We start from the raw sequence: 24,096 nt of genomic DNA on the forward strand, positions 1-24,096 counted from the left end.
GTCGGTACGGATCGAACGTCCGGCCGACGCGTCGAGGGCGGCGCTTACTTCATGGTGGCGAGGTAGGCGATCACGTCGGCGACCTTCTTCTCGTCCTTGAGGCCGGCATAGACCATCTTGGTGCCCTTCACCTTGTTGGCGGCGGGGCCGATCAGCCACTCCTTGAGGGTGGCCTCGTCCCAGGTCAGGCCCGAGTCCTTGAGAGCGGCCGAATAGCTGTAGCCCTCGACGGAGGCGGCCTTGCGGCCCACGACGCCGGTGAGGTTGGGGCCGACGCCGTTCTTGCCGAAAGCGTGGCAAGCCTTGCAGGCCACGAATGCCTTCTCACCGGCGGCGGCATCCTGCGCCTGAGCCGACAGGGGAAGGAGCAGCGCGAAGGCGGCGCCGAGAATGAGATGACGCATCGATGTATTCCTCCATGTGCGGCAACCGCCGCTTGCTTATGGCCGACCGGCTTATGGCAGAGCTTGCCCGTTTGGAACAGGTCGAAACTGAGAACGCGGACCACCGGGATCCGGCGCCTGCGGCGAAAGGAAGCCCTCGCCGCCCCACGCCCGAAGTCCGCACCCGCTCGATAACCCTTTGGCGCCCGACAGGTTCGCTCTCGATGACGATCGGGGCAAAACCGCCGCGCACTTTCGCGCAACCTGCTTTAGGATGCCGATCAAGGTTCGGCTTCGCCTCGCCCTCGGACGCCCCGTTCTAGCCGGGCGATGATGAGCGAATGCTGAAGGACGGACCGTCGAGGAGCCCCCGAGGAGAACGCCCGATGACGATCGCCTTCCCCGTTCCCGATGCCGCCATCCTCGCCCGCCGCGACGCCATCGTCGCCGGCCTGCGGCCCCTGGTGGCGGCCGAGGCGCTGATCGTCACCGAGGACGAGCGCCGCGCCTTCGAGACCGACGGGCTCACCGCCTACCGCCAGATGCCGCTGGCCGTGGTGCTGCCCTCCACCACCGCCGAGGTCTCGGCGGTGATGGCCTATTGCCACGCCCAGGGCGTGCCGGTGGTGGCGCGGGGCGCCGGCACCTCCCTGGCCGGCGGGGCGATCGCGCAGGCCGACGCGGTGATCCTGGGCGTGGCCAAGATGAACCGCATCCTCGATGTGGACTACGCCGACCGTACCGCGCGGGTGGAGGCGGGCATCACCAACCTCGCCATCTCGGGTGCGGTCTCCCACGAGGGCTTCTTCTACGCCCCCGATCCGTCGAGCCAGCTCGCCTGCACCATCGCCGGCAACATCGCGATGAACTCGGGCGGGGCGCATTGCCTCAAGTACGGGGTCACCACCAACAACCTGCTGGGCGTCACCCTCGTCACCCACGACGGCACCGTGGTGGAGATCGGCGGCGCCCACCTCGACGCCGCCGGCTACGACCTGCTGGGCCTGGTGTGCGGGTCGGAGGGGCAGCTCGGCATCGTCACAGAGGCCACCGTGCGCATCCTGCGCGGGCCCGAGGGCGCCCGCCCGGCCCTGTTCGGCTTCTCCTCGGTGGAGGACGCCGGCGCCTGCACCGCGGCGATCATCGCGGCGGGCATCATCCCGGTGGCGATGGAATACATGGACCGCGAGGCGATCCTGATCACCGAGGATTTCGCCCAGGCCGGCTACCCGCGCGATGCCGAGGCGATGCTGATCATCGAGGTCGAGGGCTCGGACACCGAGTGCACCGACATGCTCGCGCGCATCGTCGCGATCGCCCGGGGCTTCAACCCCACGAGCTTCAAGGTCTCGCAGAGCGAGGCCGAGAGCGCGGCGATCTGGAAGGGCCGCAAGTCCGCCTTCGGCGCCACCGGCCGGATCTCCGACTACATCTGCATGGACGGTACCATCCCCACCGGGCAGCTGCCGCTGGTGCTCGAGCGGATCGGCGCGATCTGCGCCGGCCACGGCCTGCGCGTCGCCAACGTGTTCCATGCCGGCGACGGCAACCTGCACCCGCTGATCCTGTTCGACATCAACACGCCCGGCGAACTCCAGAAGGCGGAGGCCGCGGGCGACGCGATCCTCAAGCTCTGCGTCGAGGTCGGCGGTTGCCTCACCGGCGAGCACGGGGTCGGCATCGAGAAGCGTGACCTGATGCGGTTCCAGTACACCCAGGCCGACCTCGACCAGCAGATGCGGGTCAAGAACGTGTTCGACCCGCGCTGGCTGATGAACCCCGCCAAGGTGTTTCCCCTCGACAATCGCGTCGCGGCCTGAGCGGAAACGAAAAAGGCCCCGCGAAGGGATCGCGAGCGATCCGGTGGCGGGGCCGAGTGGTGGGACGGAGATCGGAAAGCTGTTGAGACTTGATCGCCGGCCGCTGTCGAAGCGCGCACCTTGGGAAGGAAGAGCACTCTGACGGGGATAATCGTTCCGCAGGCTATCCGTTCCGGCCGCAGTGCGACATCCGCTAAATCCCTTCGCGGGGGACGATTGCGCATCATGGTCAATATTTGCGGTGGACGGTGAGGCCGGCCCCTCCTTCCGGCGGCGGCGGCGAGGTCTTCCTGGCGTTCCTCAGGCTCGGGCTCACCGCCTTGGGCGGGCCGATCGCGCATCTGGGCTACTTCCGCACCGAGTTCGTGGAGCGCCGGCGCTGGCTCGACGAAGCGGCCTATGCCGATCTCGTGGCCCTGTGCCAGTTCCTGCCCGGCCCGGCCTCGAGCCAGGTCGGCCTCGCCATCGGCCTCCTGCGCGCCGGCCCGCTCGGGGCGCTGGCGGCCTTCACCGCCTTCACCCTCCCCTCGGCGCTGCTGCTGATCGCCTTCGCCTACGGGCTGACGGCGCTCGGCGCGGGCCTCGGCGGCGGCTGGCTGCATGGCTTGAAGGCGGTGACCGTGGCGGTGGTGGCCCAGGCCGTGCTCGGGATGGCCCGCACCCTCGCCCCCGACCGGACGCGGGCGACGCTGGCCGTGGCGGCCATGATCCTCGCCCTGGCGCTGCCGGGGACGACGGGCCAGATCGGCGCCATCCTGCTCGGCGCCGCCCTCGGGTTCTTCCTGCCCGGCGCATCTCTCCTGCCCGGCGCCTCCCTCCTGCCTAGCACGCCGCCGGCGGCCACTGCGGAAGCGACCCGGACGCGCCTGAGCCGGACCACCGGGCTTGCCTCCCTCGGCCTCTACGCCCTCCTCCTGGCCGGGCTGCCCCTCGCCGCCGCCGCCGTCCCGAGCCAGGGCCTGTCCCTCGTCGATGCGTTCTACCGGGCCGGCGCCCTGGTGTTCGGCGGCGGGCACGTGGTGCTGCCCCTCCTCCAGGGCGCGGTGGTGCCGCCGGGCTGGATGAGCAACGACACCTTCCTGGCCGGCTACGGCGCCGCCCAGGCCGTACCCGGCCCGCTGTTCACTTTCGCCGCCTATCTCGGCGCGGCGATGGGGCCGCAGCCCAACGGCTGGATCGGTGGCCTCCTGTGCCTCGGCGCGATCTTCCTGCCGGCGGTGCTGTTGGTGTTCGGCGCCCTGCCCTTCTGGGAGTCTCTACGGACCCGGCCGCTGGCGCGCCGCATCCTGGCGGGCGTCAACGCGGCCGTGGTGGGCGTGCTGCTCGCCGCCCTCTACGACCCGGTCTGGACCGGCGGCATCCGTGGGCCCGCCGACGTCGCGCTGGCGGCGAGCGCGTACCTCGCCCTCGTCGTGTGGCGGGCACCGCCCTGGCTGGTGGTGATCGGCGGGGCCTTGGCGGGAGCGGGGGTGGGATGACGGCGGGCGAGGCCGCTCACGCCTCCACGCCGAACGGAATGCAGCGGAACGCGCCGTAGTCGCGTCGCGCCAGCCGTTCGGCGAGGGCGGGCAGGAACAGGTCGGCCTCCTGCGCCAGGCGCCAGGGCGGGTTGATCACGATGAGCCCGTTGCCGTTGAGCCGGGTCGGGTCGGGTTCGGACACCATCAGGTCGAGGCGCAGGGCCGGCCGGGGCAGCGCGCGGTGGAGGTCGGCCACCATCCGGTCGACGAGAACCACGTCCTTGATCGGGTACCAGGCGAGGTAGGTGCCGGTCGGCCACTTGGCGACCGCCTTGAGGAGGGCCGCGCCGAGGCGGTCGATCTCGCCGAGTTCCTCGTAGGGCGGGTCGATCAGCACCACGCCGCGGCGCTCCGGCGGCGGGACCATGGCGTTGAGCGCCGTCCAGCCGTCGAGATGCATCACCTTGGTGCGTGAATCCTGGTTGTAGCGCGCCCGCAGGATCTCGGCGTCGGCGGGGTGCAGTTCGACGAAGACGCCCTGGTCGCCGGGCCGCAGGAACTCGCGGATCAGGGCGGGCGAGCCCGGATAGACCGACCCGCCGTGGCGGGCCTTCACCGCCGCCACCGCCGCCCGGTAGGGGGCGAGCAGGGCCTCGACCTCGCCTGAGAACGGCGCGTCGAGGCGGCCCCAGCCGTCGTGCCACTCGCCGGTGCGTCCGGCCTCGTCGCCGGTCAGGTCGTAGAAGCCCAGGCCCGCATGGGTGTCGATGGCCCGAAACGCAGTGGATTTGGCCTGGAGATGCACCAGCACCCGCGTCAGCACGAGGTGCTTGAGCACGTCCGCGAAATTGCCGGCGTGGAAGGCGTGGCGGTAGTTCATGCGCCTACCGCGCCGCCTCGATGGTCACCTCGCCGGCCCGGCAGTTCCGGCGGGCGACCTCGGGGCACGGCGTGAAATCGCGAAGGTCCTTCGAGAAGCAGATGCGGACCTCCTGCAGCCGGCCGCGGGTGCAGGTGACGGACATCATGTCCGGGCGCAGGCCGCGGTTGGCCGCCACGAACTGGCGGGCGACCTCGATGGGGGCGACGCGCCGCTCCTCGTTGGCGCTCTTGAAGGCGTCGGGGATGGTGACGGCCAGGCGCGCCTGCTTCGCCGCCTGGAAGTAGGCGGTCGGGTCGAGGCCCGAGCAGGTACCGTGCCTGCGCCACTCGTGCCGGGCCAGCCCCTCCGAGGGATAGACCTCGCCGGCGGCCTCGATCGCCTGACGGGTCGGCGCGCGCACCACGCTCGAACAATCGGACGGGTAGCCGCGGGCGTATTGCGGCCACAGGCCGTGGACGACGAAGCCGAGGCCGCGCCCCGGCCGGCACTGGCCGTCGCCGTCCCGGCGCCCCCCCGTGCCCTCGCAATAGGCCGGCGACCACGACAGGGCGAGGACGTAGAAGTCGAACGTGCCCGGCGTGCCGCCGCGGTCCTCGTTGAAGCCGCCGCCGAACCCCTGCGCCAGCGCCGGCCCCGTCAGGAGGACGGCTGCGGCCAGCGCGACGAGGCGCCTCAAGGCCGGGCTTCGCGGCAGGCGGTGGCGTAGGCGAAGGCGAGGTTGCGGTCGAGACCGTGGACGCAGAACTCGACGCCGAAGCCCGCCCCGATCAGGCCGAGCCCCTCGCGCACCGAATAATCGACCTTGCGCCGGACCCCGTCCGAGGTGGTGGCCACCGCCGAGCAGAACCGGCGCGGGTAAGTGTCGAGGCCCCAGGGCCGCCAGGCGGTACGCTCGACCCGGTCGTAGGACACGATGGTGAGCGAGGAGTTCCAGAACTTCGCCTCCTTCTCGGCGAACTGGGTCGCGACCTTCTCCAGGACGGCGGTGTCCTGGCAGCCGGGAATGTCGCCGTCGAAGGGAAACAGCCGCTCCTCGGCCGGGGTGATCTCCTCGCGGGCCGAGCGGGCGAGGGCCGGCTGGAGCGCGCCGGCCAGGGTCAGGCCGAGGGCGAAGGCGGTGAGAAGGGGATTCGGGCGCATGCCGGCGTCGTCCGCTGGAGGGCTTTTTCGGTTCCCCGGGACGATGGTCCCTACCGCCCCGCTGTCAAGCGCACGGCGGCGGGGCACCGCGTTTTGGCGACGGCCTGGGGTTTGGCGGGCACAGTGCGGCCATGGCACCACCGGGCATCGCCGTGACGGGCGCGAATCCGGGCAGCGGGGCTATTCCTTGATCGCGAAGCGCTGGCGGAACTCCACCGGGCCGCCGTTGTGGCTCAGATCGACCCGGTACTGACCGGGCGGCCAGCCGGTGTCGGGCTTGCTGACGCTGGACGAGACCAACGGACTCGCCCCCAGCGGGATCGCGACCGACGCGATCGTGAAGTTCGGCGGGGCGGCGGCGCCCGTCTTCTCCGCGACCCAGGTCGCCGTGAGGGTGTCGCCGGGCTTCACGCCGCGCACCTCGACGGCCACCAGGATCTTTGGGGTATCGCGGGCGAAGACCGCCTGAGGCGGAACGTCGCCGTCGCCCGGGAAGGTCATGGCCTGCGAGACGTGGGCGGAGGGGGTCGCGGCTGCGGGGGAAGCCCCCGCCGGGGCCGGTGCCGGTGCCGGTGGCGCCGCAGCCGCGACGACCGCCGCCGGCGCGCCGTCGCACCGCCGCAGCGACTCGTAGCCCTGCGGGAAGCCGGCGAGGTGGAAGTCCGCGTCGGCGCCGTCCAGCTTCAGGATCATCGTCTTGGCGGCCAGGAGGTTCGGCACGATGGTGGCCGGCAGCTCCGCGGTCAGGGTCTGGCCATCGCCCGTCCAGGCGGACTTCGCGATGGCGGTCGTCTTGTCGAGGACGAGGGGGACCCGGATCTTCTCGTTCTTGTCCCAGGTCCAGTGCTCGTAGACGAACGTCATCACGACCTTGTCGCCCGCCAGGGCGAAGACCAAGGCGTTCCCGGCGTTGTCGTCGGCCGGGTCCTTGTAGGACTTGCTCATCATGCAGGCCGGGCCGCGCGCCGCGCGCTCGATCTCCCAGCCCCCGGCCTTCTCGAAGGGGATTTCGCCCGCCGCCAGCGCCGGGCCGGCGAACAGGGCGAGGGCGGTGGCGGCGGCGACACGGCCGGACGCCCCGGTCGGGTTCGTCTTGGCCAACTCAACCGTCTTGGCCAACTCAATCGTCTTGGCCAACTCAATCGTCTTGGCCAACTCAATCGTCTTGGCCAACTCAATCGTCTTGGCCAACTCAATCGTCTTGGCCGACCGAGGTGACACCCGATGTCCCCGGGCGCCTGCCGTCTTCACCATCGCAAAGCTCCTGCTCGAAGCTTCAGCCATGCTTGAAACACGGAATCACCGTCAACGCACGAAGCGGGGCATGGACAATCCGATCGCCGGAATCCGTGGGATCGGCACGGATTGTCCGTCCGAACCGCGCCTGGAGGGCCTTATCTCTAGTAGATCGGCCCCGGCATCGCGCCGGGCGCGGCGAGCGGCAGCGGCTCGGCGAAGCCCGGGGCCGGCTCCTCGTAGGCGGCGATGGCCGGACGGCGCGGGGCCGGGGCGCGCGGCGGGGCGGCGGCGTAGGCCGAGGGCGCCGACGGAGCCGCGGGCGCGCGGGCGACCGGGTTGGGCGCGCGCGGCGCCTGCCGGGAGGACATCGGGCTGGCGCCGTAGGGGTCGTCCTCCTCGAGGTCGACCGGTCCCTGGGGCGGCGCCGGCTGGTAGGCCGGGGCGGGGCGGCGCGTGGCGGGGCGGACGCTGCCGTCGGCGCTCAGCTGCGGCTCGAACTTGAGGATCGGCTTGCAGACCCGGCGCAGGCCGCGCGGGTCGTGGCGGGCGAGATCCACGTGGATGTGGTCGTAGTGGAACATGTCCGAGCCCGGCGCCAGCACGGTCGAGAAGCGCTGGCAGGCCCCGTAGAAGACCTCGCGCAGGAACCCCTGTTCGGCCTGCGTGCCGCGCCAGCCGCCCTTGACGGTGATGACGTAGCCGTCGGCGAGCTTGAACGACATGATGTCGAGGGCATTGCCGAACGAATGCTCGGAGAGCTTGGCGCCGACCTGGTTGTTGCGGCCGCGGCAGGCGTAGGAGCCGGCGTTGATCTCGGCCACCGGCTGCCCGAAGTACAGGCTGGCGGCGGGCTGGATGGTGTCGGCGAGCCAGGCCTCGGCCTCGGCGATCGCCGGGCAGGCCAGCGTCATGCGCTGCTTGAGCGCCACCGAGCCCTTGCCCAGCCGCGTCACCCGGAACGGCTGCTGCATGCCGCAGGTGCCCGGCCCCTCGATCGCCTTGGCGGGGGTGACGAACTCGGTCTGTTCCACGAGCTTCTTGGCGAGGCAGGCCTGTTCGGCCTGGTCGCGCCAGGGCTCGCGCTGCTCGAACTTGTTGAGCGCACAGCCGGTGAGCCCCGCGCCGGACAGCGCAAGGGCGGAAAACGCGAGAACGCTACGCCACATGACGGAGACAATGCGAGCGATCGCGTAAACGGGGCGTCAACGCTGACAGCCGGTCGCCGCGCTGCCTGTGGACGGCTGTTGACAGATCGTGCGCGGCGCAACACGGGAGGGGCCATGCTGTCCCTCGTCGATCTGCGCACCCGCATCGCCTCCGGCGCCCTCTCGCCGCAGGCCGCCGTCGCCCTGTGCCAGGAGGCGATCGCCGCCCGCGAAGCGGAGGTCGGCGCTTTGGTGCGCCACCTGCCCGATCCGGTGGTGGCCGCCTCCGGCCCGCTGGCCGGCATCGCGGTGGGGATCAAGGACATCATCGACACCGCCGACATGCCCACCGAGATGGGCTCGGCCATCTACGCCGGCTGGCGGCCCAAGGCCGATGCCGCCATCGTCTCGCGGCTGCGCGCGCTCGGCGCCGTTCCCCTCGCCAAGACCACCACCTGCCCCTTCGCCGGCCTCGACCCGACCGGCACCCGCAACCCGCGCGACCTGCGCCATACCCCCGGCGGCTCCTCGGCCGGCTCGGCGGCGGCGGTGGCCGCCGGCATGCTGCCCCTGGCGCTGGGCACCCAGACCGGCGGCTCGGTGATCCGCCCGGCCGCCTATTGCGGGATCGCGGCGGTCAAGCCGTCGTTCCGGCTGCTGCCGATGGTCGGCGTCAAGACCTTCTCCTGGGCGCTCGATACGCTCGGCCTGTTCGGGGCCGGCGTGCGCGACGTCGCCCATGCCTTGGCGCTCCTGGCCGACCGTCCCGAGATCGATCTCCCGCGAGCCCCCGGCGCGCCGCGCATCGGCGTGGTGCGCCAGGCGTTCGCCGGCACCGCCGAGGCGGACGCCTATGACGCCCTCGCCGCGGCCGTGCGCGCCGCCGAGGCCGCCGGGGCGAGCGTGCGCGACCTGGCCCTGCCGGATGTCCTGGCGGAGGCCTTCGCCGCCCACGGGATCGTGCAGGATGTCGAGGCGCGTCAGGCGCTGGCCTGGGAATACGCCCACCATCGCGCCGCCCTGGGGCCGATGCTGGGGCCGCAGCTCGATGCGGCGCAAGGGATCGGCGCCGCCGACTACGACCGGGCCCGCCGCAGCGCCCATCGCGGCCGGCGCGCCCTCAAGGACGTGTTCGGCGAGGTCGACGTGCTGCTCACCCTCTCCGCCCCGGGCCGCGCCCCGGCCGGGTTGACCAGCACCGGCGCCTCCACCTTCAATCGCCTCTGGACCCTGATGGGCGTGCCCTGCGTCACCGTCCCGGTGCCGGGGCCGGGCCTGCCGCTCGGCGTCCAGGTCATAGCCCGCTTCGGCGACGACGGCCGGGCGCTGTCGGCGGCGGCGATGATCGAGGCGGCGCTGGCCGCCTGACCGCGGGGCGGTCCGGGGAAGGAGCACCATGTCCGCCGAGACCCTCCTCGCCTTTGCCGGGACCTGCTTCCTGATCGAGGTGACGCCGGGGCCGAACATGGCCTATCTCGCCGTGCTGAGCGCGGGCAGCGGGCGGCGGGCCGGGTTCGCCGCCACCGCCGGAATCGCCCTGGGGCTCCTGGCGGTGGGGTCGGCGGCCGCCTTCGGCCTCGCCTCGCTGATCGCCGGTTCGCCCCTCGCCTACGAGGCCCTGCGCTGGGGCGGCGTCGCCTACCTGCTGTGGCTGGCCTGGGACGGCTGGCGCGGCGCCGAGACCTCGGCGGTCGAGACCGAAGCTCCGGTGGCGGACATGCGCTATTTCCGCCGCGGCCTCGTGACGAACCTCCTCAATCCGAAGGCGGCGGTGTTCTACGTCGCGGTGCTGCCGAGCTTCGTCGACGCAGGCGCACCGGTGCTGCGCCAGACCCTGGTCCTGTCCGCCGTCTATGTCGCCATCGCCACCGCCATCCACGCCGGCATCGTCGCCCTGGCGGGTATCGCCCGGCCGTTCCTCGAAGACCCGGCCCGCAACCGCATCCTGCGGCGCACCCTGTCCCTCGCGCTCGCCGCGATCGCCCTCTGGTTCGCCTACAGCACGCGACGCTGACCGGGCCTTTCGCGATGCCGGATGAGGCACGCGCCGAGCCCCCCGAAGCGGGTGCCGTTTTCGGGGCGGATGGCATAGATCGACCCCTCGCGCGTCCCCCTGCCGGGGCGCCTCCCCTCTCGCCGGATGGACCGGATCTCCGATGCCACCCTGGAAACGCGCCGTCGCCCGGGCCTTCGACCGCGCCGAGGACTACGAATCCGCCGCGGCGATCCAGCCCGTGGCCGCCGCCGGCCTCGCCCGCGCCATCGCGGCCGAGACCCTCGCACCGGCCCCGCGCGTCCTCGAGGTCGGCTGCGGCACCGGCCTCCTGACGCGGGCCTTGCGGGAAACGCTGCCGGATGCCGCGATGGTGGTGTCCGACATCGCCCCCGCCATGGTCGCGCGCTGCCGCACCCGCATGGGCGAGGGGTTCGCGGGGCGCTTCCTCGTGATGGACGCCGAAGCGCCGTGCCTCTCGCCCGGCTTCGACCTCGTCGCCTCCAACCTCGCCGCGCAATGGTTCGAGGATCTGCCCGCGACCTTGGCGGGGCTCGCGGGCCTCCTCGCCCCCGGCGGCCTCCTGGCGGTGACGACGCTGGCCGCCGGCACCTTTCGCGAGTGGGCCGATGCGCATGCGGCGGTCGGCCTGGTGCCGGGAACGCCGGCCTATCCCGAGGTGTCCGAGCTGCGCGCGATGTCGTTTGCCGGCTGCACCACCCGCGTGAGCGTCGCCCCCCTGGTCGAGGCCCATGGGGACGGCCGCGCCTTCCTGCGGTCGTTGCGCGCCATCGGCGCCAGTACGCCGGCCGGACGCCGCGCCCTCTCGCCGGGCGCCCTGCGCCGGGTGCTCCAGGTCTTCGAGGCGGGCGGCGCCAGCGTCACCTATGCGGTCGCCACCTGCCTGATCCGGCGGGACTGAGCGGAACCGGCCCGCGACGACTTTCCTGTGAAGAAAAATTCCTTCCTCGGATTGACCGGCGACAACCGGCGGGCTTAGGGTTTCGGCGACGGCAGCGAGCCGGTGTTCGGAAAAAAGCCCCCTCCCGATGTGCGGCATCGTCGGCCTCTTCCTCAAGGACCCGGCCCTGGAGCCGCGGCTCGGCGCCCTGATGGCGGGCATGCTCGGCACCATGACCGACCGCGGCCCCGACAGCGCCGGTTTCGCGGTCTACGGCGCACCGGCGGAGGGCGCCAAGATCACGCTTCGCGGTCCCGATGCCGCCGGCCTGGAGGCGGCGGTCGCCGCCCTGCAGGTGGCCCTCGGCCTCACCCTCGCGTCGCAGGCGCGCGACACCCACACGGTGCTGGTGGCGCCGGAGGGGCGGGAGGGCGAGATCAGGGCCTGGCTCGCCGCCCACCCGGGCATCGACGTGGTCGGCTCGGGGCAACGCATGGAGATCTACAAGGAGGTCGGCCTGCCGGCCGAGGTCGCGCGGCGGTTCTCCCTGTCGGCCATGGCCGGCACCCACGGCATCGGCCACACCCGCATGGCCACCGAGAGCGCGGTGACGACGAACGGCGCCCACCCCTTCTCCACCGGCCCGGACCAGTGCCTTGTCCACAACGGCTCGCTCTCCAACCACAACGCCCTGCGCCGGACCCTGCGCCGCGAGGGCCTGACCTTCGCCACCGACAACGATTCCGAGGTGGCGGCCGGCTACCTCACCTGGCGGATGCGCGAGGGCGCTTCGCTGAAAGGTGCCCTCGAGGCGAGCCTGTCGGACCTCGACGGGTTCTTCACCTTCGTGGTGGGCACGCAGGACGGGTTCGCGGTGCTGCGCGACCCCATCGCCTGCAAGCCAGCGATCATGGCCGAGACCGACGCCTGGGTCGCCTTCGGCTCCGAATACCGGGCGTTGGTCGGCCTGCCCGGCATCGAGGGCGCCCGCGTGTTCGAGCCCGAACCCGCCACCGTCTATGCCTGGGAGCGAGGGTGAGGAATGAGCAGGATGGAACCCAAAAACCGCGCCCCACTTTTTGGCATCCTGCTCTGATGCCCCTGGTGAACTTGCGCGAAACGACGCTGCGCGACCTCAACCGCAGCCTCCACGCACTGCCTCCCGACACCAACGAGACGCATTGGACCGTGCGCCACCCCGACGGCCGCCACGCCGTCGCGGCCGGCCTCGACCGCGCCATCGCCGTCGAGATCGAGGGGCACGTCGGCTATTACTGCGCGGGCATGAACGCCCTGGCGCAGGTGGTCGTCCACGGCAACGCCGGGGTCGGGGTCGCCGAGAACATGATGTCGGGCCGCGTCCACGTGCGCGGCGACGCCAGCCAGGCGGCCGGCGCCACCGCGCACGGCGGACTGCTGGTGATCGACGGCAACGCCGCGGCCCGCTGCGGCATCTCGATGAAGGGCGTCGACATCGTCGTGAAGGGCTCGGTCGGCCACATGTCGGCCTTCATGGCGCAGTCGGGCACCCTGACGGTGCTGGGGGACGCGGGCGAGGCGCTGGGCGATTCGCTCTACGAGGCCCGGCTCTACGTGCGCGGCGCGGTGACGAGCCTCGGGGCCGATTGCATCGAGAAGGCGATGCGCGACGAGCACCGGGCGGAGCTCGCCGAAAAGCTGGCTGCGGCGGGGCTCGCGGGCGAGGTCGATCCGGCCGAATTCCGCCGCTACGGCTCGGCCAGGCGCCTCTACCACTTCACCGTCGACAACGCGGGAGCCTATTGATGAGCGAGCCGCCCCGCACCCGGCCGCGCCTGTCGGCGACCTTCACCCCCGACGTGATGGCCGAGATCCGCCGCGCGGCGGCCACCGGCATCTACGACATCCGCGGAGCGGGGGCCAAGCGCAAGCTGCCGCATTTCGACGACCTGCTGTTCCTCGGCGCCTCCATGAGCCGCTATCCCCTGGAGGGCTACCGCGAGCGCTGCGACACGCAGGTGGTGATGGGCGCGCGTTTCGCCGAGAACCCCATCACCCTGAAGACGCCAATCACCATCGCCGGCATGAGCTTCGGCTCGCTCTCGGGCCAGGCCAAGGAGGCCTTGGGGCGCGGCGCGACCCTGGCGGGCACCACCACCACCACCGGCGACGGCGGCATGACCGACGAGGAGCGCGGCCACTCGCAGACACTCGTCTACCAGTACCTGCCGTCGCGCTACGGCATGAACCCGGTGGACCTGCGCCGGGCCGACGCCATCGAGATCGTCATCGGCCAGGGCGCCAAGCCCGGCGGCGGCGGCATGCTGCTCGGCCAGAAGATCACCGACCGGGTGGCGGGCATGCGCAACCTGCCGCCGGGCATCGACCAGCGCTCGGCCTGCCGCCACCCGGACTGGACCGGGCCGGACGATCTCGCCATCAAGATCGAGGAACTGCGCGAGATCACCGACTGGCGGACGCCGATCTACGTCAAGGTCGGCGCGAGCCGTCCCTATTACGACACGGCGCTGGCGGCCAAGGCCGGGGCCGACGTGGTGGTGCTCGACGGCATGCAGGGCGGCACCGCCGCGACCCAGGACGTCTTCATCGAGAACGTCGGCCTGCCCATCCTCGCCGCCATCCGCCCGGCGGTGGAGGCGCTGCAGGACCTCGGCCTCCACCGCACGGTGCAGCTCGTGGTCTCGGGCGGCATCCGCTCGGGCGCGGACGTGGCCAAGGCCCTGGCGCTGGGCGCCGACGCCGTGGCGATCGGCACCGCCGCCCTCATCGCGCTGGGCGACAACGACCCGGCCTACGAGGACGAATACCGGGCGCTCGGCACCACCGCCGGCGCCTACGACGACTGGCACGAGGGCAACGACCCGGCCGGGATCACGACGCAGCGCCCCGAGCTCGCCAGCCGCCTCGACCCGGTGCTCGGCGGCCGGCGGCTCGCCAACTACCTCGCGGTGATGACGCTGGAGGCCCAGACCATCGCCCGCGCCTGCGGCAAGAGCCACCTCCACAACCTCGAACCGGAGGACCTGGTGGCGCTGACCATCGAAGCGGCGGCGATGGCACGGGTCCCGCTTGCGGGGACGGACTGGGTGCCGGGCAGGGGGTTCTAAAACCCGCCCCCGCTGCGGGGGAGGGTCGATGCGCCTGGATCAGGAGAGGACATTGCGATGACGCCGGACCTCGAAGCCGTCGCCCGGGAGCGCGGCATCCGCTATTTCCTGATCTCCTACACCGACCTGTTCGGCACCCAGCGCGCCAAGCTGGTGCCGGCCAGCGCCATCGGGGGGATGATGCGGGACGGGGCGGGGTTCGCCGGCTTCGCCTCCTGGCTCGACATGACGCCGGCCGACCCGGACGTCTTCGCGAGGCCCGACCCGGACGGGCTGATCCAGCTGCCCTGGAAGCCGGAGGTCGGCTGGCTGCCGGCCGACCTGTCCATGGCGGGCGAGGCCGTCGCGCAGGGGCCGCGCAACCTCCTCAAGGCCCTGGTCGCCCGGGCGGCCGAGGACGGCCTGCGCATGAAGACCGGCGTCGAATGCGAGTTCTTCCTGATCACGCCGGACGGCCTGTCGCCCGCCGACACCGCCGACCGCCAGGCCAAGCCCTGCTACGACCAATCGGCCCTGATGCGCCGCTACGACGTCATCACCGAGATCTGCGACGCCATGCTGTCGCTCGGCTGGGCGCCCTACCAGAACGACCACGAGGACGCCAACGGCCAGTTCGAGATGAACTGGGCCTACGACGACGCCCTCGTCACCGCCGACCGGCACGCCTTCTTCAAGTTCATGGCCCGCTCCATCGCGGAGAAGCACGGCCTGCGCGCCACCTTCATGCCGAAACCCTTCGCGGACCTGACGGGCTCGGGCTGCCACGCCCATGTCTCGCTCTGGCGCGGGGACACCAACGTCTTCTCCGATCCGGACCGTGCGCTCGGCCTGTCGCAGGTGGGCACCCACTTCATCGGCGGCGTGATGCATGCGGCCCAGGGGCTCGCGGCACTGACCAACCCCACCGTGAATTCCTACAAGCGGCTGAATGCGGCGACCACGACCTCCGGCTCGACCTGGTCGCCCAACACCGTGACCTACGGCGGCAACAACCGCACCCACATGATCCGCATCCCCGACGGCGGCCGCTTCGAGTTCCGCCTCGCCGACGGGGCCGCCAACCCCTACCTGCTCCAGGCGGGGCTGCTGGCCGCCGGCCTCGACGGGATGCGCCGCGCGCGCGACCCGGGCCCGCCGCTCGACATCAACATGTACACCCACGGCCATACCCTGGAGGGCGTGACGCGGCTGCCGCTCAACCTCCTCGACGCCCTGCGGGCGCTGGCGGCCGACCCGGTCCTGTGCGAGGCGCTCGGGCCGTTCGTGCCGTCCTACGTCAAGCTCAAGACCCAGGAATGGGAGGCCTACGCCCGCCACCTGACCCAGTGGGAGCGCGACACCACCCTCGACTGCTGACGCCCTTCGCCCGGCCGGGACCGCTCAGCGCTTCTGGTTGCCCCACCGGTCGAAGATCTCGCGGCGGTCGCGCGCGCCACCGTCGGGACGCGCGAACGGTCGCTGCGCCCGGAACCGGTCCCTGTCGCGGGACTCCAGCCGTGCCGCACCGCATCGGGAGATCGAACAGGCGAAGCGCACTCCCGGATTGGAAGCCCGGTAGCAGGCCTGGCCGGCCCAGCCCGACATGCCCTGCCAGCCGTAGCAGCGCATGCAGGTCTGGCCATAGGGAGCCTCGTTGCAGTTGGGCGCGGCCGAAGCCGTGGAGGCCGCCAGGATGCCGACGGTAGACAGCAGGATGGCCAGCACCATGGCCAAGTCGGCGCGTTTCGCTCGCATGATCGGTCCTCCCAGTCACGGGGCCCGGCGTCGCGGCGCAAAGGGACCGGACCGTGCCGACATCCTCCTGCCTGAAGCCCCGGCATGGCCGCCAAGCGCGATCCGTGTATTCGGCGGTCATTTCCGAGATTTCGCCGGTACAGATTCAATATCGGTATCGGCAAAAATCATGCACTCGTTGCCGCAATCGCGCAAACGATTTCGCGGGGCACCGGCAAAAACAAGATTGTCTTCGCGATGGACAGGAAGGAGGCTGCCGGGACGGCTGTGGCGCCCCTAACCGCCGGCCTTGGTGTCCTCGCCCGCCCCCTCGACGGTGCAGGACACCGCCTGGACGGCGGCGTTGGCGGCGGCGCGCTGGCTCGGCAGGTCGGCGATCACCCGGACCACGACGAACCCCCTGGTGTTGGGCGCGACCACCCGCACGTCGCGGCTGACCTCGTTCTCGTCCTCGTTGGCCAGGGCCTCGTCGAACTGGCGCCGGGTCAGGATCACGAGGTCGAGGGCGCCGCGCACCGCCGCCTGATCGGTGACGGCGTAGAAGGCGCCCCGGCGCCCGTGGACCGCCACCGACATCATCAGCGGCCCGGTGCGCGCCGCAACCCGCAGGGGCCCGTCGGTGAGGTCGTAGGGGCACAGCCCCACCGCCACCACGGGATCGGGGATCGGCAGCCACGCCTCGGCCGCCGGCGGCGTGTCGCCGGTGGCGAGGGCGAAGATCCGCATGCCGCCCTCGCCCCCCTGGCCGGCACGCGCCCGCGACAGCGCGTCGGATTCCGACAGGCTCGGGATCGCCAGCACCACGACGATGTGGACGAGCCCGGCCAGCACCAGGCCGCAGGCGGTGGCCAGCCACAGGCGGCCGCGCCGGCTCATGCCGAAATCCTCGCCGGTGTCGTCCCCGGAGGGCTTTCTCGCGCTCACGGGCGGCACCCCGTCCGGCGGATCTCGGGCAGGGCCGACCGGTCGAGGGTGCCCGCGCTGGCGGCCACGGGGGTGTCGTAGAGGCGCAGCGCCAGGCGCACCGGCCCGCTCGCACGCGGCATCGGCAGCCAGTTGCCGGGCTGGACCTCCGGCGCCAGGGCGATGACGAAGTGGCCGTCCGCCTCGCGCAGGATCTCGGTGGAGGTGAAGCCTTCGCGCAGGAGCGGGGCGTCGGCGGGCCTCGGCCCGCGCCCGGCCACCGTCAGCGTCCAGGCGCGGGCCGGGGGGGTGGTGCCGGCCACGGCGTAGCTGCAGCCGGCGTCGATGGCTCGGCCGTCGGCGTCCTGCGAGGCGGTGAGGAGCAGGCCCTCGCCGACGCCCAGCGGGATCTCGCCGCGCCGCGCGTTCACCGCCCGGGTGTAGGGATCGGCGCCCACCGCCCCGGCCCGGGGCCATGCGGTCCAGGACCCGGCCACGACCCCGCCGAAGGGATAGCCGCCGCGGGTGGCGTAATCGGCGCTGGCAAGGCCCAGCCCCGCCCCCAGCGCCAAGGCGTAGACGAACAGGCCGACGTTCGAGGTCCGGCGCAGGAGGGAGCGGGCGCGTTCGGCCAGCGGCCGGCCACGCCCCGCGATCGTGGCCATCTCAGCCAGCCTGCTCACCAACGGCGCCTTCCTCGTCCCCTGGGTCTCCGGCGACCCGGTCGCCCCCTCATGGACCGGTCCGGCGGCGCTGTCACGGCATCCCGATGCGGCCGGAGACCGGGCGGGCGCCCTCGGCCAGCGGCGTCACCGGCTCGAAGCCGGCGCGGGGCGAGGGCCGCGCCTCCACGGTGCGGAACAGGCCGTTGAGGCCGCCGATGACCTCGAACGAGCGCCGCGACAGCTTGCCGGCGGCACTGGCCGCGGCGTTGACGGGGGCGGCGGCCGCGTCGACGCTCGCCTGCAGGGCGGGCCGGCCCGGCTCCTTCACGCCCGGCAGGGGCTTGAGCTCGATGCCCTTGTGGGCGCTCTCCATCACCTCGCGCCAGGTCATGGCCGGCAGGGAGCCGCCGGTCATCTTGTTGGTGGAGGTGGAATCGTCGTTGCCGAACCAGACCGCGCCGACGAAGTTGCCGGTGTAGGCCACGAACCAGGCGTCCTTGTAGGCGTTGGTGGTGCCGGACTTGCCCGCGACCTTGATGCCCTCGAGCTGGGCGCGCTTGCCGGTGCCCTCCTCCACCACCTTGTTGAGCATGAAGTTCATGTCGGCCACCACCTGGGTCGACAGGATCTGCTCGGGCTTCTCGTCGGCGTGCCGGTAGATGATCTCGCCGGCCGAGTTCTTCACCTCCATCGCCGCGTAGGGCTTGGCCTTGCGCCCGCCGTTGGCGAACACGGCATAGGCCGCGGCCTGGTCGATCACGTTGACCTCGGCCGAGCCGATCGGCAGCGACACCGTGTCGATGAGCGGCGTGGTGATGCCCATGCGGTGGGCCAGGTCGATGATCTTGGCGCGCCCGGCCTTGGCCGCGTTGGCCTGGTGGCTGATGCCCAGCGCCTTGCCCAGCGCGATGGAGATCTGGATCGGGATGGTGTTGATCGATTTGGCCACCGCCACCGTGAGGTTGGTGGCGCCCGAGAACGAGCGGCCGTAGTTCTGCGGGCACCAGTTGCCGATGCAGATCGGCGCGTCGACCACCCGGGTCTCGGGCCGGTACAGGCCGGCGGCGAGACCCGCGGCATAGACGTAGGGCTTGAACGACGAGCCGGGCTGGCGCAGCGCGTCGGTGGCGCGGTTGAACTGGCTCTGGCCGTAGTCGGAGCCGCCGACCATCGCCCGCAGGGCGCCGTCGGGGTCGAGGATGACCATGGCGGCCTCCTCGACCTCGTACTGGTCGCCGTACTGGCGCAGGGTGTTCTCCACCGCCTGGTCGGCGCGCTTCTGGATGGCGAGGTCGAGGGGCGTCTTGACGGTGAGCACGCGGTCGCTGCGCAGGCGGCCCGCGTCGGCCATGCCCTTGATCTCGCCGAAGGCCCAATCGAGGTAGTAGTCGGCGGTGATGTCGCGGGTCCGCGTCACCGGGGTGGCCGGGTTGCGCAGCGCCGTCTGGATCTGGCCCTCGGTGAGGAAGCCCGCCTCGACCATGTTGTGGAGCACGTCGACGGCCCGCGCGCGGGCGGCGGGCAAGTTGACGTGGGGGGCGTATTTCGTGGGCGCCTTGAACAGGCCGGCCAGCATCGCGGCCTCGGCGAGGCTGATGTCCTTGAGCCGCTTGCCGAAATAATAATCCGCCGCCGCCACGGCGCCGAAGGTGCCGCCACCCATGTAGGCGCGGTCGAGGTAGAGCTTGAGGATCTCGTTCTTGGTCAGATGGCATTCGAGCCAGAGCGCCAGGAACGCCTCGTTGATCTTGCGCTCCAGGGAGCGCTCGTTCGACAGGAACAGGTTCTTGGCGAGCTGCTGCGTGATCGAGGAGCCGCCCTGCGTCGAGCCGCCGCCGCGCGAGTTCGAGACCAGGGCGCGGGCGGTGCCGATGGGGTCGATGCCCCAATGCTCGTAGAAGCGCCGGTCCTCGGTGGAGACCAGGGCCTTGATCATCGTGTCGGGGAAATCGTCGAGCTTGAGCGAATCGTCGTGCTTGATGCCCCGGCGCCCGACCTCGGTGCCGTAGCGGTCGAGGAAGGTGACGGCGAGGTCCTGGGTCTTGAGCCAGTTGTCGCTGGTGAGGTTGAAGGCCGGCTGCGCCAGGGCGAGCATGGCGATGGCACCGCCCGTGCCAAGGGTCATCGCCTCGCTGGTGAGATCGAGGACGCCGCGCTTCCAGCCGCGCACGGAAAACACGCTCATGCGCCGGGAGAAGGTCTCGTACCCCTCCCCTGCCGAACGGCCGCTCTCGTAGAGGCTGGCGTTCACCCAGGCGTCGAAGGCCAGCGCCCCTCGCTTGATCCGGGTCAGCAATGCGGTGGCAGGGGGCAGGCGCACGACGTCTCTCGTTCTCGGTCACCGCGACGGCGATCCGGTCCGACGGACCGGGTCGTGCCGCCCACCATTCATGCCGGAACAACGCGACCGGCGCAGCCCCGGTCCATCGCCGCGCCCCGGCAATCTTTCATTAACATTGATCCGCGATTGGGGCGCGGCAAAGACGGCGGCGTGGCTTTCCCAGGCGGGACCGCCTGGCGGAGCGCGGGCCCCGTCCGCGATGAGGCGTAGGACTTCGGGTCGAAACCGGCTAGCGTCCGCCGATCATGGGCTGGCAGTGTCAGGCGCCGATGACAGAGAGCCTCGATGCTCCCGCCTTCCTGCCGGAGGCCCGCCCATGCCCGATCACCCGTTCCCGCGGGCGCTGCCGGAGGCGCATCGCTACCGCGCGCTCCTGCTCGACATGGGCGGACACGTCATCCGCGTCCGCATGTTCGCGGCCGGCGACGACGAGGAAGCGTTCGGGATCACGCGCACCATGCTCGACGGGCGGGTGCTGGAGCTCTGGGACGGCCCGCGCTTCGTTCGGAGGTTCGGGTCGGTCGAGCCCTGAGCCAAGCCCCGCGGCAGGCGCGAGGCGACCGATCGGGCCGTGATCGCCATCGGGCGGGCACGGTTGGGCGGGTACGGTTGGGGTGGAGCCCGTGCCGGGGCTACATCCAGGTCCCGTCGTTGATCCGCGACCTGATCGGGTGCTGGTCCGCGAGGAAGTGGGCGTGAGAGATGCCCGCGGCCAGAGCGATGGCGGCGGAGGCATACGAACTCGCGGAGCGATAGGGGTGATACCCCGCGGTCGTCACCGCCCACCGGAATCGGTCCCTCTCGCTGCGGCATGCGAAGACGGCCACGCTGTGGTCTGGGAGTGTGGGGATCTGCATGCCCCCACCATGCCACGGCGGTCGACCACCACCAACCGCGTCGCACGACGCCGGCCGGAGCCTCGAACGGATCCGGCCGCGCCGATGGCAACGCTTGCTCTGGCCTGCGCCATGCGGCAGGAGGGCGAGAGTCGGCCGATCGCCGATCTCCCTCCTGTGACCCTCAAGGTGGCGCCGATGCGCATCCGCACGGCCGCGCGCGCCGAGACCACTCCCGCCGGCCAGGCGAGCGACCCGGCCTCCGCGCCGTTCTGGAAGCGCAAGAGCCTGGAGGCGATGACGCCGTCCGAATGGGAGAGCCTGTGCGACGGCTGCGGCCGCTGCTGCCTCCTCAAGCTCGAGGACGACGACACCGGCGAGGTCTACCCCACCGACGTCGGCTGCACCCTCCTCGACGCCCACGCCTGCCGCTGCAGCGACTACAGGAACCGGCAGAAGCGGGTGCCCGACTGCGTGCGCCTGACGCCGGAGGCGGTGCGCACCATCCCCTGGCTGCCGCCGACCTGCGCCTACCGCCTCCTGCGCGAGGGCCGCGACCTCTACGACTGGCACCCCCTCGTCACCGGCCGGGCCGCCAGCGTCCACGAGGCCGGCATCTCGGTGCGCGGCCGGGTCTCGGGCAACGAGGAGGAGTTCACCACCGACGAACTGCTCGACCGCATCGTCACCTGGCCGGGCCGGACGCCCGAGACCGAGGACCCGAACGAGGACGCCTGATCGTCTTTACGCAAGTTAAGATGCGGCCCGCCTGAGGAACCCGGCAATCTCCACCCCGTTGCCCTAGCGACGATACGGACTGGATCGCGATCCAAATCCGATCAAGCTCAAGCATACAGGGTCGACACCATGGGTATTTTCTCCAAGCCGATCAAGACGCTCGACGATTTGTTCACGCACATGCTGCAGGACATCTATTACGCGGAGCAGCAGATCACCAAGTCGCTGCCGAAGATGATCGACAAGGCCACCAACGCGCAGCTCAAGAGCGGCTTCGAGCTCCACCTGCGCGAGACGGAAGCCCAGATCGGCCGCCTCGACCAGGTGTTCGCCAAGCTCGGCAAGACGGCCAAGGGCGTCGATTGCGCCGCCATCGACGGCATCATCGCCGAGACCAAGGAGATCATGGGCGACGTCGACGATCCGCAGGTGCTCGATGCGGCCCTGATCGCCGGCGCGCAGGCGGTGGAGCACTACGAGATCACCCGTTACGGGACGCTGGTCGCCTTCGCCAAGCAGCTCGGCCACCACGAGGTCGTCGGCCTGTTGCAGCAGACCCTGGACGAGGAGCGTGCCACCGACACGGTGCTCACCGCCCTCGCCGAAGGTAGCGTCAACAGCCGCGCCGCCGCCTGAGGGCCGAGCCCCGAGACCGAAGTCCAAGACCGAAGACCCGCAGCGCGATAGCCCGGGACCGTCAGGGGTCCCGGGCGTCGTCGCGTCAGCGCTCCGCGAGGAGGCGGCCGCCGGCCAGGGTGTTGGCGCAGATGACGGCGCCGACCACCACGAGATGGATGGCGAGGTCGGTGAGCGTCGCGTCGTGGGGATGGAACGGGATCAGCAGCACGGCCGCCGCCGCGGCCGCCGCGAGCCCCCCCAAGGCGGCGGTGAGGTTGGGCCGCAGCGGGCAGGCCCGGCGCAGCATCAGCACGAGGGCGAGCGACAGCGGCGCCGAGGCGCACAGCAGGAACACGAGGCAGCCGCCCATCTCGTGGGCGTCGGCGACTTCGATGCCGGTCACCGTCCAGGAGCGCAGGCAGCCGACGCCGCTGGCGCCGATCCAGACAACGGCCGGCCCCAGCGGTAGCAGCGCCCATGCGGGGTTGCGGCCCGGCACGCTGGTGTGGAAGGCGGCGACGGCCGCCGTCAGCGCGGTGAGCAGGGCACCGAGCGCGGCCAGCCCGAGGTCCGGCACCGCCATGCGCACCCTGAGTCCGTCGAGGTCGGCGAGCGGCATCAGGACGAGGCCGACCGCCAGTGCCGCGCCGAGCCAGGACGACGCCCGCAGCCACGGGGCGGGCAGGCGCCGGACAGGCGCGAGCCGGCCGGTCAGATCCTCGACGAGATCGTCGTGACCGTCCCGACCGACGCGGGTCATGTTCCGCGTGTCAGACATCGGTCCCTCCCCTGGTGCCCGACAACGTCCCGCGCAGGGCCTTCAGGGCCCGGTGCAGGTTGACCTTGAGCGCGCCCTTGCTGCGCCCGGTGATGGCCGCGGCCTCCTCCAGGGACCGCTCTTGGAACGCCAGGTGCTCCACCGCCTCGCGCTGGCCCGGCGAGAGTCCGGCCACGGCCCGAGCCAGCGCGAGGTCGCGCTCCCCGGTCTCCAGGCGGGCGCCCGGCGCCGGCCCGAGATCGGCATGGGCCTCGTAGGCGATGGGATCGTGGACCTCCTGCGGCCGGCGGCCGGTACGGCGCATCGCGTCGATGGCCCGGCGCTGGGTGATGGCGCGCAGCCAGGGCAGGAACGGCCGGGCGGGATCGTAGGTCGCCCGCGCCCGGTGGATGGTGACGAGGGTCTCCTGCACCACGTCGTCCACCGCATCCGGGCGCACCCCTTGCGCCCGTGCCATGCCCGCGATCACCGGCAGGCAGTCCTTGAGCAGGCGGCGATACGCGGCGGCATCGCCGCCCTGGGCGGCGGCCATCGCGGACGACAGCCTCTCGTCGAGCACCATGGTGGACCTGTCGCGGCTCCGCATGACAGTCGCCAGGGACGGCCCCGGATCGACGGACGCGATCATCATGGTTGCACCTCCGCTTGTCCAACCCGCGCCATGCCGCCCCCATCAGGACCCGGCGCCGGTCAGGCGCGCGGCCCCGAGGATGCGACCGTCGGCCGCCTGCAGCAGCACCGCGGCGTCGGACCCGGCCGGCGCAGGCTGGGTCACGGTCCTGGCCGCGCCGGTCCAGCCGCCGAGGTCGCGCACCGAGCGCACCACGTTCGACTGGACCAGGTCGCGCCCCGCGTTCTCGCCGCGGGCGACCGCGGTGCGGACCTCCCGGTCGAACCCGACGAGGACGATCCGGCCGCTGCCCGCGCCCGCGCCGAGGCCGACGACGAGGTCGCCACCCTTGCGCACCAGGGTCATCGCGGCGACGGGGGAGGCGCGCCGGGCCTCGGCGATGGCCGCGGCGACCTCGCCGCGCTGCGAGCCGAGGACGCTGCGACGGCCGTCGATCACCATCTGCGGCGTGAAGACGCGCGTCTCGCCGAGGGTTCGCGCGTAGGCCTCCTGCCGGTCGGTGGCGGCGGGCAGGGAGACGGTGTCGCGCCAGGACAGGCGGTTCCAGTAGGTGACGTGGAAACCGAGCGCCAAGACGTCGGGCTGGTCGCGCAGGTCGGTCAGCACCGCCTCGGCCGGCGGGCAGGACGAGCAGCTCTGCGAGGTGAAGAGCTCGACCACCACTGGCCGCTGGGCCGCGGCGAGGGGGGCGGACAGGAGCGTCAGCCCGGCGAGGGCGAGGTGGAGGGCGCGCATGGGAGAGGGCTCTTCTCGAACCGCGGGACGGGATGCCCGATGTTCG

25 protein-coding genes are annotated in these 24,096 nt (G+C 71.9%); 12 read left to right on the plus strand and 13 right to left on the minus strand.

Features of this window, described 5'->3' with window-relative positions; translation table 11 throughout:
* Positions 1–44: 44 nt before the first annotated feature.
* Positions 45–404 carry a cytochrome c family protein gene (locus tag ASF39_RS06810; RefSeq protein WP_056282113.1) on the minus strand — a complete coding sequence of 120 codons (360 nt, stop codon included), beginning with the start codon at positions 402–404 and terminating at the stop codon, positions 45–47.
* 365 nt (positions 405–769) lie between these two features.
* On the opposite strand from ASF39_RS06810, the gene ASF39_RS06815 reads away from it, so the two are divergent.
* Both ASF39_RS06815 and chrA read left to right on the plus strand, forming a co-directional pair.
* Positions 770–2,203, plus strand: a complete 1,434-nt coding sequence (locus ASF39_RS06815; protein ID WP_056282115.1) for an FAD-linked oxidase C-terminal domain-containing protein — start codon at positions 770–772, stop codon at positions 2,201–2,203.
* Between the two features lie 248 nt (positions 2,204–2,451).
* Complete coding sequence (gene chrA / locus ASF39_RS06820) at positions 2,452–3,681, plus strand: chromate efflux transporter (RefSeq protein ID WP_200938178.1); 1,230 nt, start codon at positions 2,452–2,454, stop codon at positions 3,679–3,681.
* Between the two features lie 16 nt (positions 3,682–3,697).
* Here chrA and rlmJ read toward each other — a convergent pair whose 3' ends face one another.
* The 5 genes from rlmJ to ASF39_RS06845 form a co-directional block, all read right to left on the minus strand.
* Positions 3,698–4,543, minus strand: a complete 846-nt coding sequence (gene rlmJ / locus ASF39_RS06825) for a 23S rRNA (adenine(2030)-N(6))-methyltransferase RlmJ (RefSeq protein WP_056282121.1) — start codon at positions 4,541–4,543, stop codon at positions 3,698–3,700.
* Positions 4,544–4,547: 4 nt separating this feature from the next.
* The gene (locus tag ASF39_RS06830; protein ID WP_244472299.1) at positions 4,548–5,186 is read right to left on the minus strand and encodes a ribonuclease T2; all 639 of its coding nucleotides are present in this window, start codon (positions 5,184–5,186) and stop codon (positions 4,548–4,550) included.
* A gap of 32 nt (positions 5,187–5,218) precedes the next feature.
* A complete protein-coding gene (locus ASF39_RS06835) occupies positions 5,219–5,686 on the minus strand; it encodes a hypothetical protein (protein WP_055886259.1) in 468 nt (155 codons plus the stop codon).
* A 180-nt stretch (positions 5,687–5,866) separates the two neighbouring features.
* Positions 5,867–6,877: a hypothetical protein gene (locus tag ASF39_RS06840; protein ID WP_156648417.1), complete on the minus strand. Its 1,011-nt coding sequence runs from the start codon at positions 6,875–6,877 to the stop codon at positions 5,867–5,869.
* A gap of 209 nt (positions 6,878–7,086) precedes the next feature.
* Positions 7,087–8,091: an extensin family protein gene (locus ASF39_RS06845; protein WP_056282134.1), complete on the minus strand. Its 1,005-nt coding sequence runs from the start codon at positions 8,089–8,091 to the stop codon at positions 7,087–7,089.
* A gap of 114 nt (positions 8,092–8,205) precedes the next feature.
* Here ASF39_RS06845 and ASF39_RS06850 point away from each other — a divergent pair, with 114 nt between their 5' ends.
* The 7 genes from ASF39_RS06850 to glnT all read left to right on the plus strand — a co-directional run bounded on the left by ASF39_RS06850 (position 8,206) and on the right by glnT (position 15,427).
* Positions 8,206–9,438, plus strand: coding sequence for an amidase (locus ASF39_RS06850; RefSeq protein WP_056282136.1), 1,233 nt, complete (start codon positions 8,206–8,208; stop codon positions 9,436–9,438).
* Between the two features lie 28 nt (positions 9,439–9,466).
* Positions 9,467–10,084 (plus strand): LysE family translocator, encoded by a 618-nt coding sequence (locus tag ASF39_RS06855; RefSeq protein ID WP_056282140.1) that lies wholly within the window; start codon positions 9,467–9,469, stop codon positions 10,082–10,084.
* Between the two features lie 142 nt (positions 10,085–10,226).
* A complete protein-coding gene (locus ASF39_RS06860; protein ID WP_056282145.1) occupies positions 10,227–10,985 on the plus strand; it encodes a methyltransferase domain-containing protein in 759 nt (252 codons plus the stop codon).
* A 127-nt stretch (positions 10,986–11,112) separates the two neighbouring features.
* Positions 11,113–12,003 (plus strand): glutamine amidotransferase family protein, encoded by an 891-nt coding sequence (locus ASF39_RS06865; RefSeq protein ID WP_056282147.1) that lies wholly within the window; start codon positions 11,113–11,115, stop codon positions 12,001–12,003.
* A 56-nt stretch (positions 12,004–12,059) separates the two neighbouring features.
* Positions 12,060–12,749, plus strand: coding sequence for a protein glxC (locus ASF39_RS06870; RefSeq protein WP_056282150.1), 690 nt, complete (start codon positions 12,060–12,062; stop codon positions 12,747–12,749).
* Positions 12,749–14,071 (plus strand): FMN-binding glutamate synthase family protein, encoded by a 1,323-nt coding sequence (locus ASF39_RS06875; protein WP_055886279.1) that lies wholly within the window; start codon positions 12,749–12,751, stop codon positions 14,069–14,071. The genes ASF39_RS06870 and ASF39_RS06875 overlap by 1 nt, the downstream gene beginning before the upstream one ends.
* Positions 14,072–14,128: 57 nt before the next feature.
* A complete protein-coding gene (gene glnT, locus ASF39_RS06880) occupies positions 14,129–15,427 on the plus strand; it encodes a type III glutamate--ammonia ligase (RefSeq protein WP_056282153.1) in 1,299 nt (432 codons plus the stop codon).
* 24 nt (positions 15,428–15,451) lie between these two features.
* On the opposite strand, the gene ASF39_RS06885 is transcribed toward glnT, so the two are convergent.
* From ASF39_RS06885 to ASF39_RS06900, 4 genes are all read right to left on the minus strand, one after another.
* On the minus strand, positions 15,452–15,805 hold the full coding sequence (locus tag ASF39_RS06885; RefSeq protein ID WP_156648418.1) for a hypothetical protein: 354 nt from the start codon (positions 15,803–15,805) through the stop codon (positions 15,452–15,454).
* A gap of 276 nt (positions 15,806–16,081) precedes the next feature.
* The gene (locus ASF39_RS06890) at positions 16,082–16,681 is read right to left on the minus strand and encodes a hypothetical protein (protein WP_056282214.1); all 600 of its coding nucleotides are present in this window, start codon (positions 16,679–16,681) and stop codon (positions 16,082–16,084) included.
* Positions 16,682–16,725: 44 nt separating this feature from the next.
* Positions 16,726–17,373, minus strand: coding sequence for a DUF1214 domain-containing protein (locus ASF39_RS06895; protein ID WP_056282159.1), 648 nt, complete (start codon positions 17,371–17,373; stop codon positions 16,726–16,728).
* 91 nt (positions 17,374–17,464) lie between these two features.
* The gene (locus ASF39_RS06900; RefSeq protein ID WP_056282162.1) at positions 17,465–19,693 is read right to left on the minus strand and encodes a PBP1A family penicillin-binding protein; all 2,229 of its coding nucleotides are present in this window, start codon (positions 19,691–19,693) and stop codon (positions 17,465–17,467) included.
* Positions 19,694–20,030: 337 nt separating this feature from the next.
* On the opposite strand from ASF39_RS06900, the gene ASF39_RS06905 reads away from it, so the two are divergent.
* The 3 genes from ASF39_RS06905 to ASF39_RS06920 all read left to right on the plus strand — a co-directional run bounded on the left by ASF39_RS06905 (position 20,031) and on the right by ASF39_RS06920 (position 21,924).
* Complete coding sequence (locus tag ASF39_RS06905) at positions 20,031–20,246, plus strand: hypothetical protein (RefSeq protein ID WP_055886291.1); 216 nt, start codon at positions 20,031–20,033, stop codon at positions 20,244–20,246.
* Between the two features lie 502 nt (positions 20,247–20,748).
* Complete coding sequence (locus ASF39_RS06915; RefSeq protein WP_056282216.1) at positions 20,749–21,288, plus strand: YcgN family cysteine cluster protein; 540 nt, start codon at positions 20,749–20,751, stop codon at positions 21,286–21,288.
* Between the two features lie 129 nt (positions 21,289–21,417).
* A complete protein-coding gene (locus ASF39_RS06920; protein WP_056282164.1) occupies positions 21,418–21,924 on the plus strand; it encodes a ferritin-like domain-containing protein in 507 nt (168 codons plus the stop codon).
* Between the two features lie 85 nt (positions 21,925–22,009).
* Here ASF39_RS06920 and ASF39_RS06925 read toward each other — a convergent pair whose 3' ends face one another.
* From ASF39_RS06925 to ASF39_RS06935, 3 genes are all read right to left on the minus strand, one after another.
* Positions 22,010–22,684 (minus strand): NrsF family protein, encoded by a 675-nt coding sequence (locus ASF39_RS06925; RefSeq protein WP_348271511.1) that lies wholly within the window; start codon positions 22,682–22,684, stop codon positions 22,010–22,012.
* On the minus strand, positions 22,677–23,246 hold the full coding sequence (locus ASF39_RS06930) for a sigma-70 family RNA polymerase sigma factor (RefSeq protein WP_055886493.1): 570 nt from the start codon (positions 23,244–23,246) through the stop codon (positions 22,677–22,679). Before ASF39_RS06930 ends, ASF39_RS06925 begins: the two co-directional genes overlap by 8 nt.
* 111 nt (positions 23,247–23,357) lie before the next feature.
* Positions 23,358–24,050: a DUF1223 domain-containing protein gene (locus ASF39_RS06935; RefSeq protein ID WP_056282170.1), complete on the minus strand. Its 693-nt coding sequence runs from the start codon at positions 24,048–24,050 to the stop codon at positions 23,358–23,360.
* Between the last annotated feature and the right edge of the window lie 46 nt (positions 24,051–24,096).

Source organism: Methylobacterium sp. Leaf108 (genome assembly GCF_001423265.1).
In the GTDB taxonomy this organism is placed as follows: domain Bacteria; phylum Pseudomonadota; class Alphaproteobacteria; order Rhizobiales; family Beijerinckiaceae; genus Methylobacterium.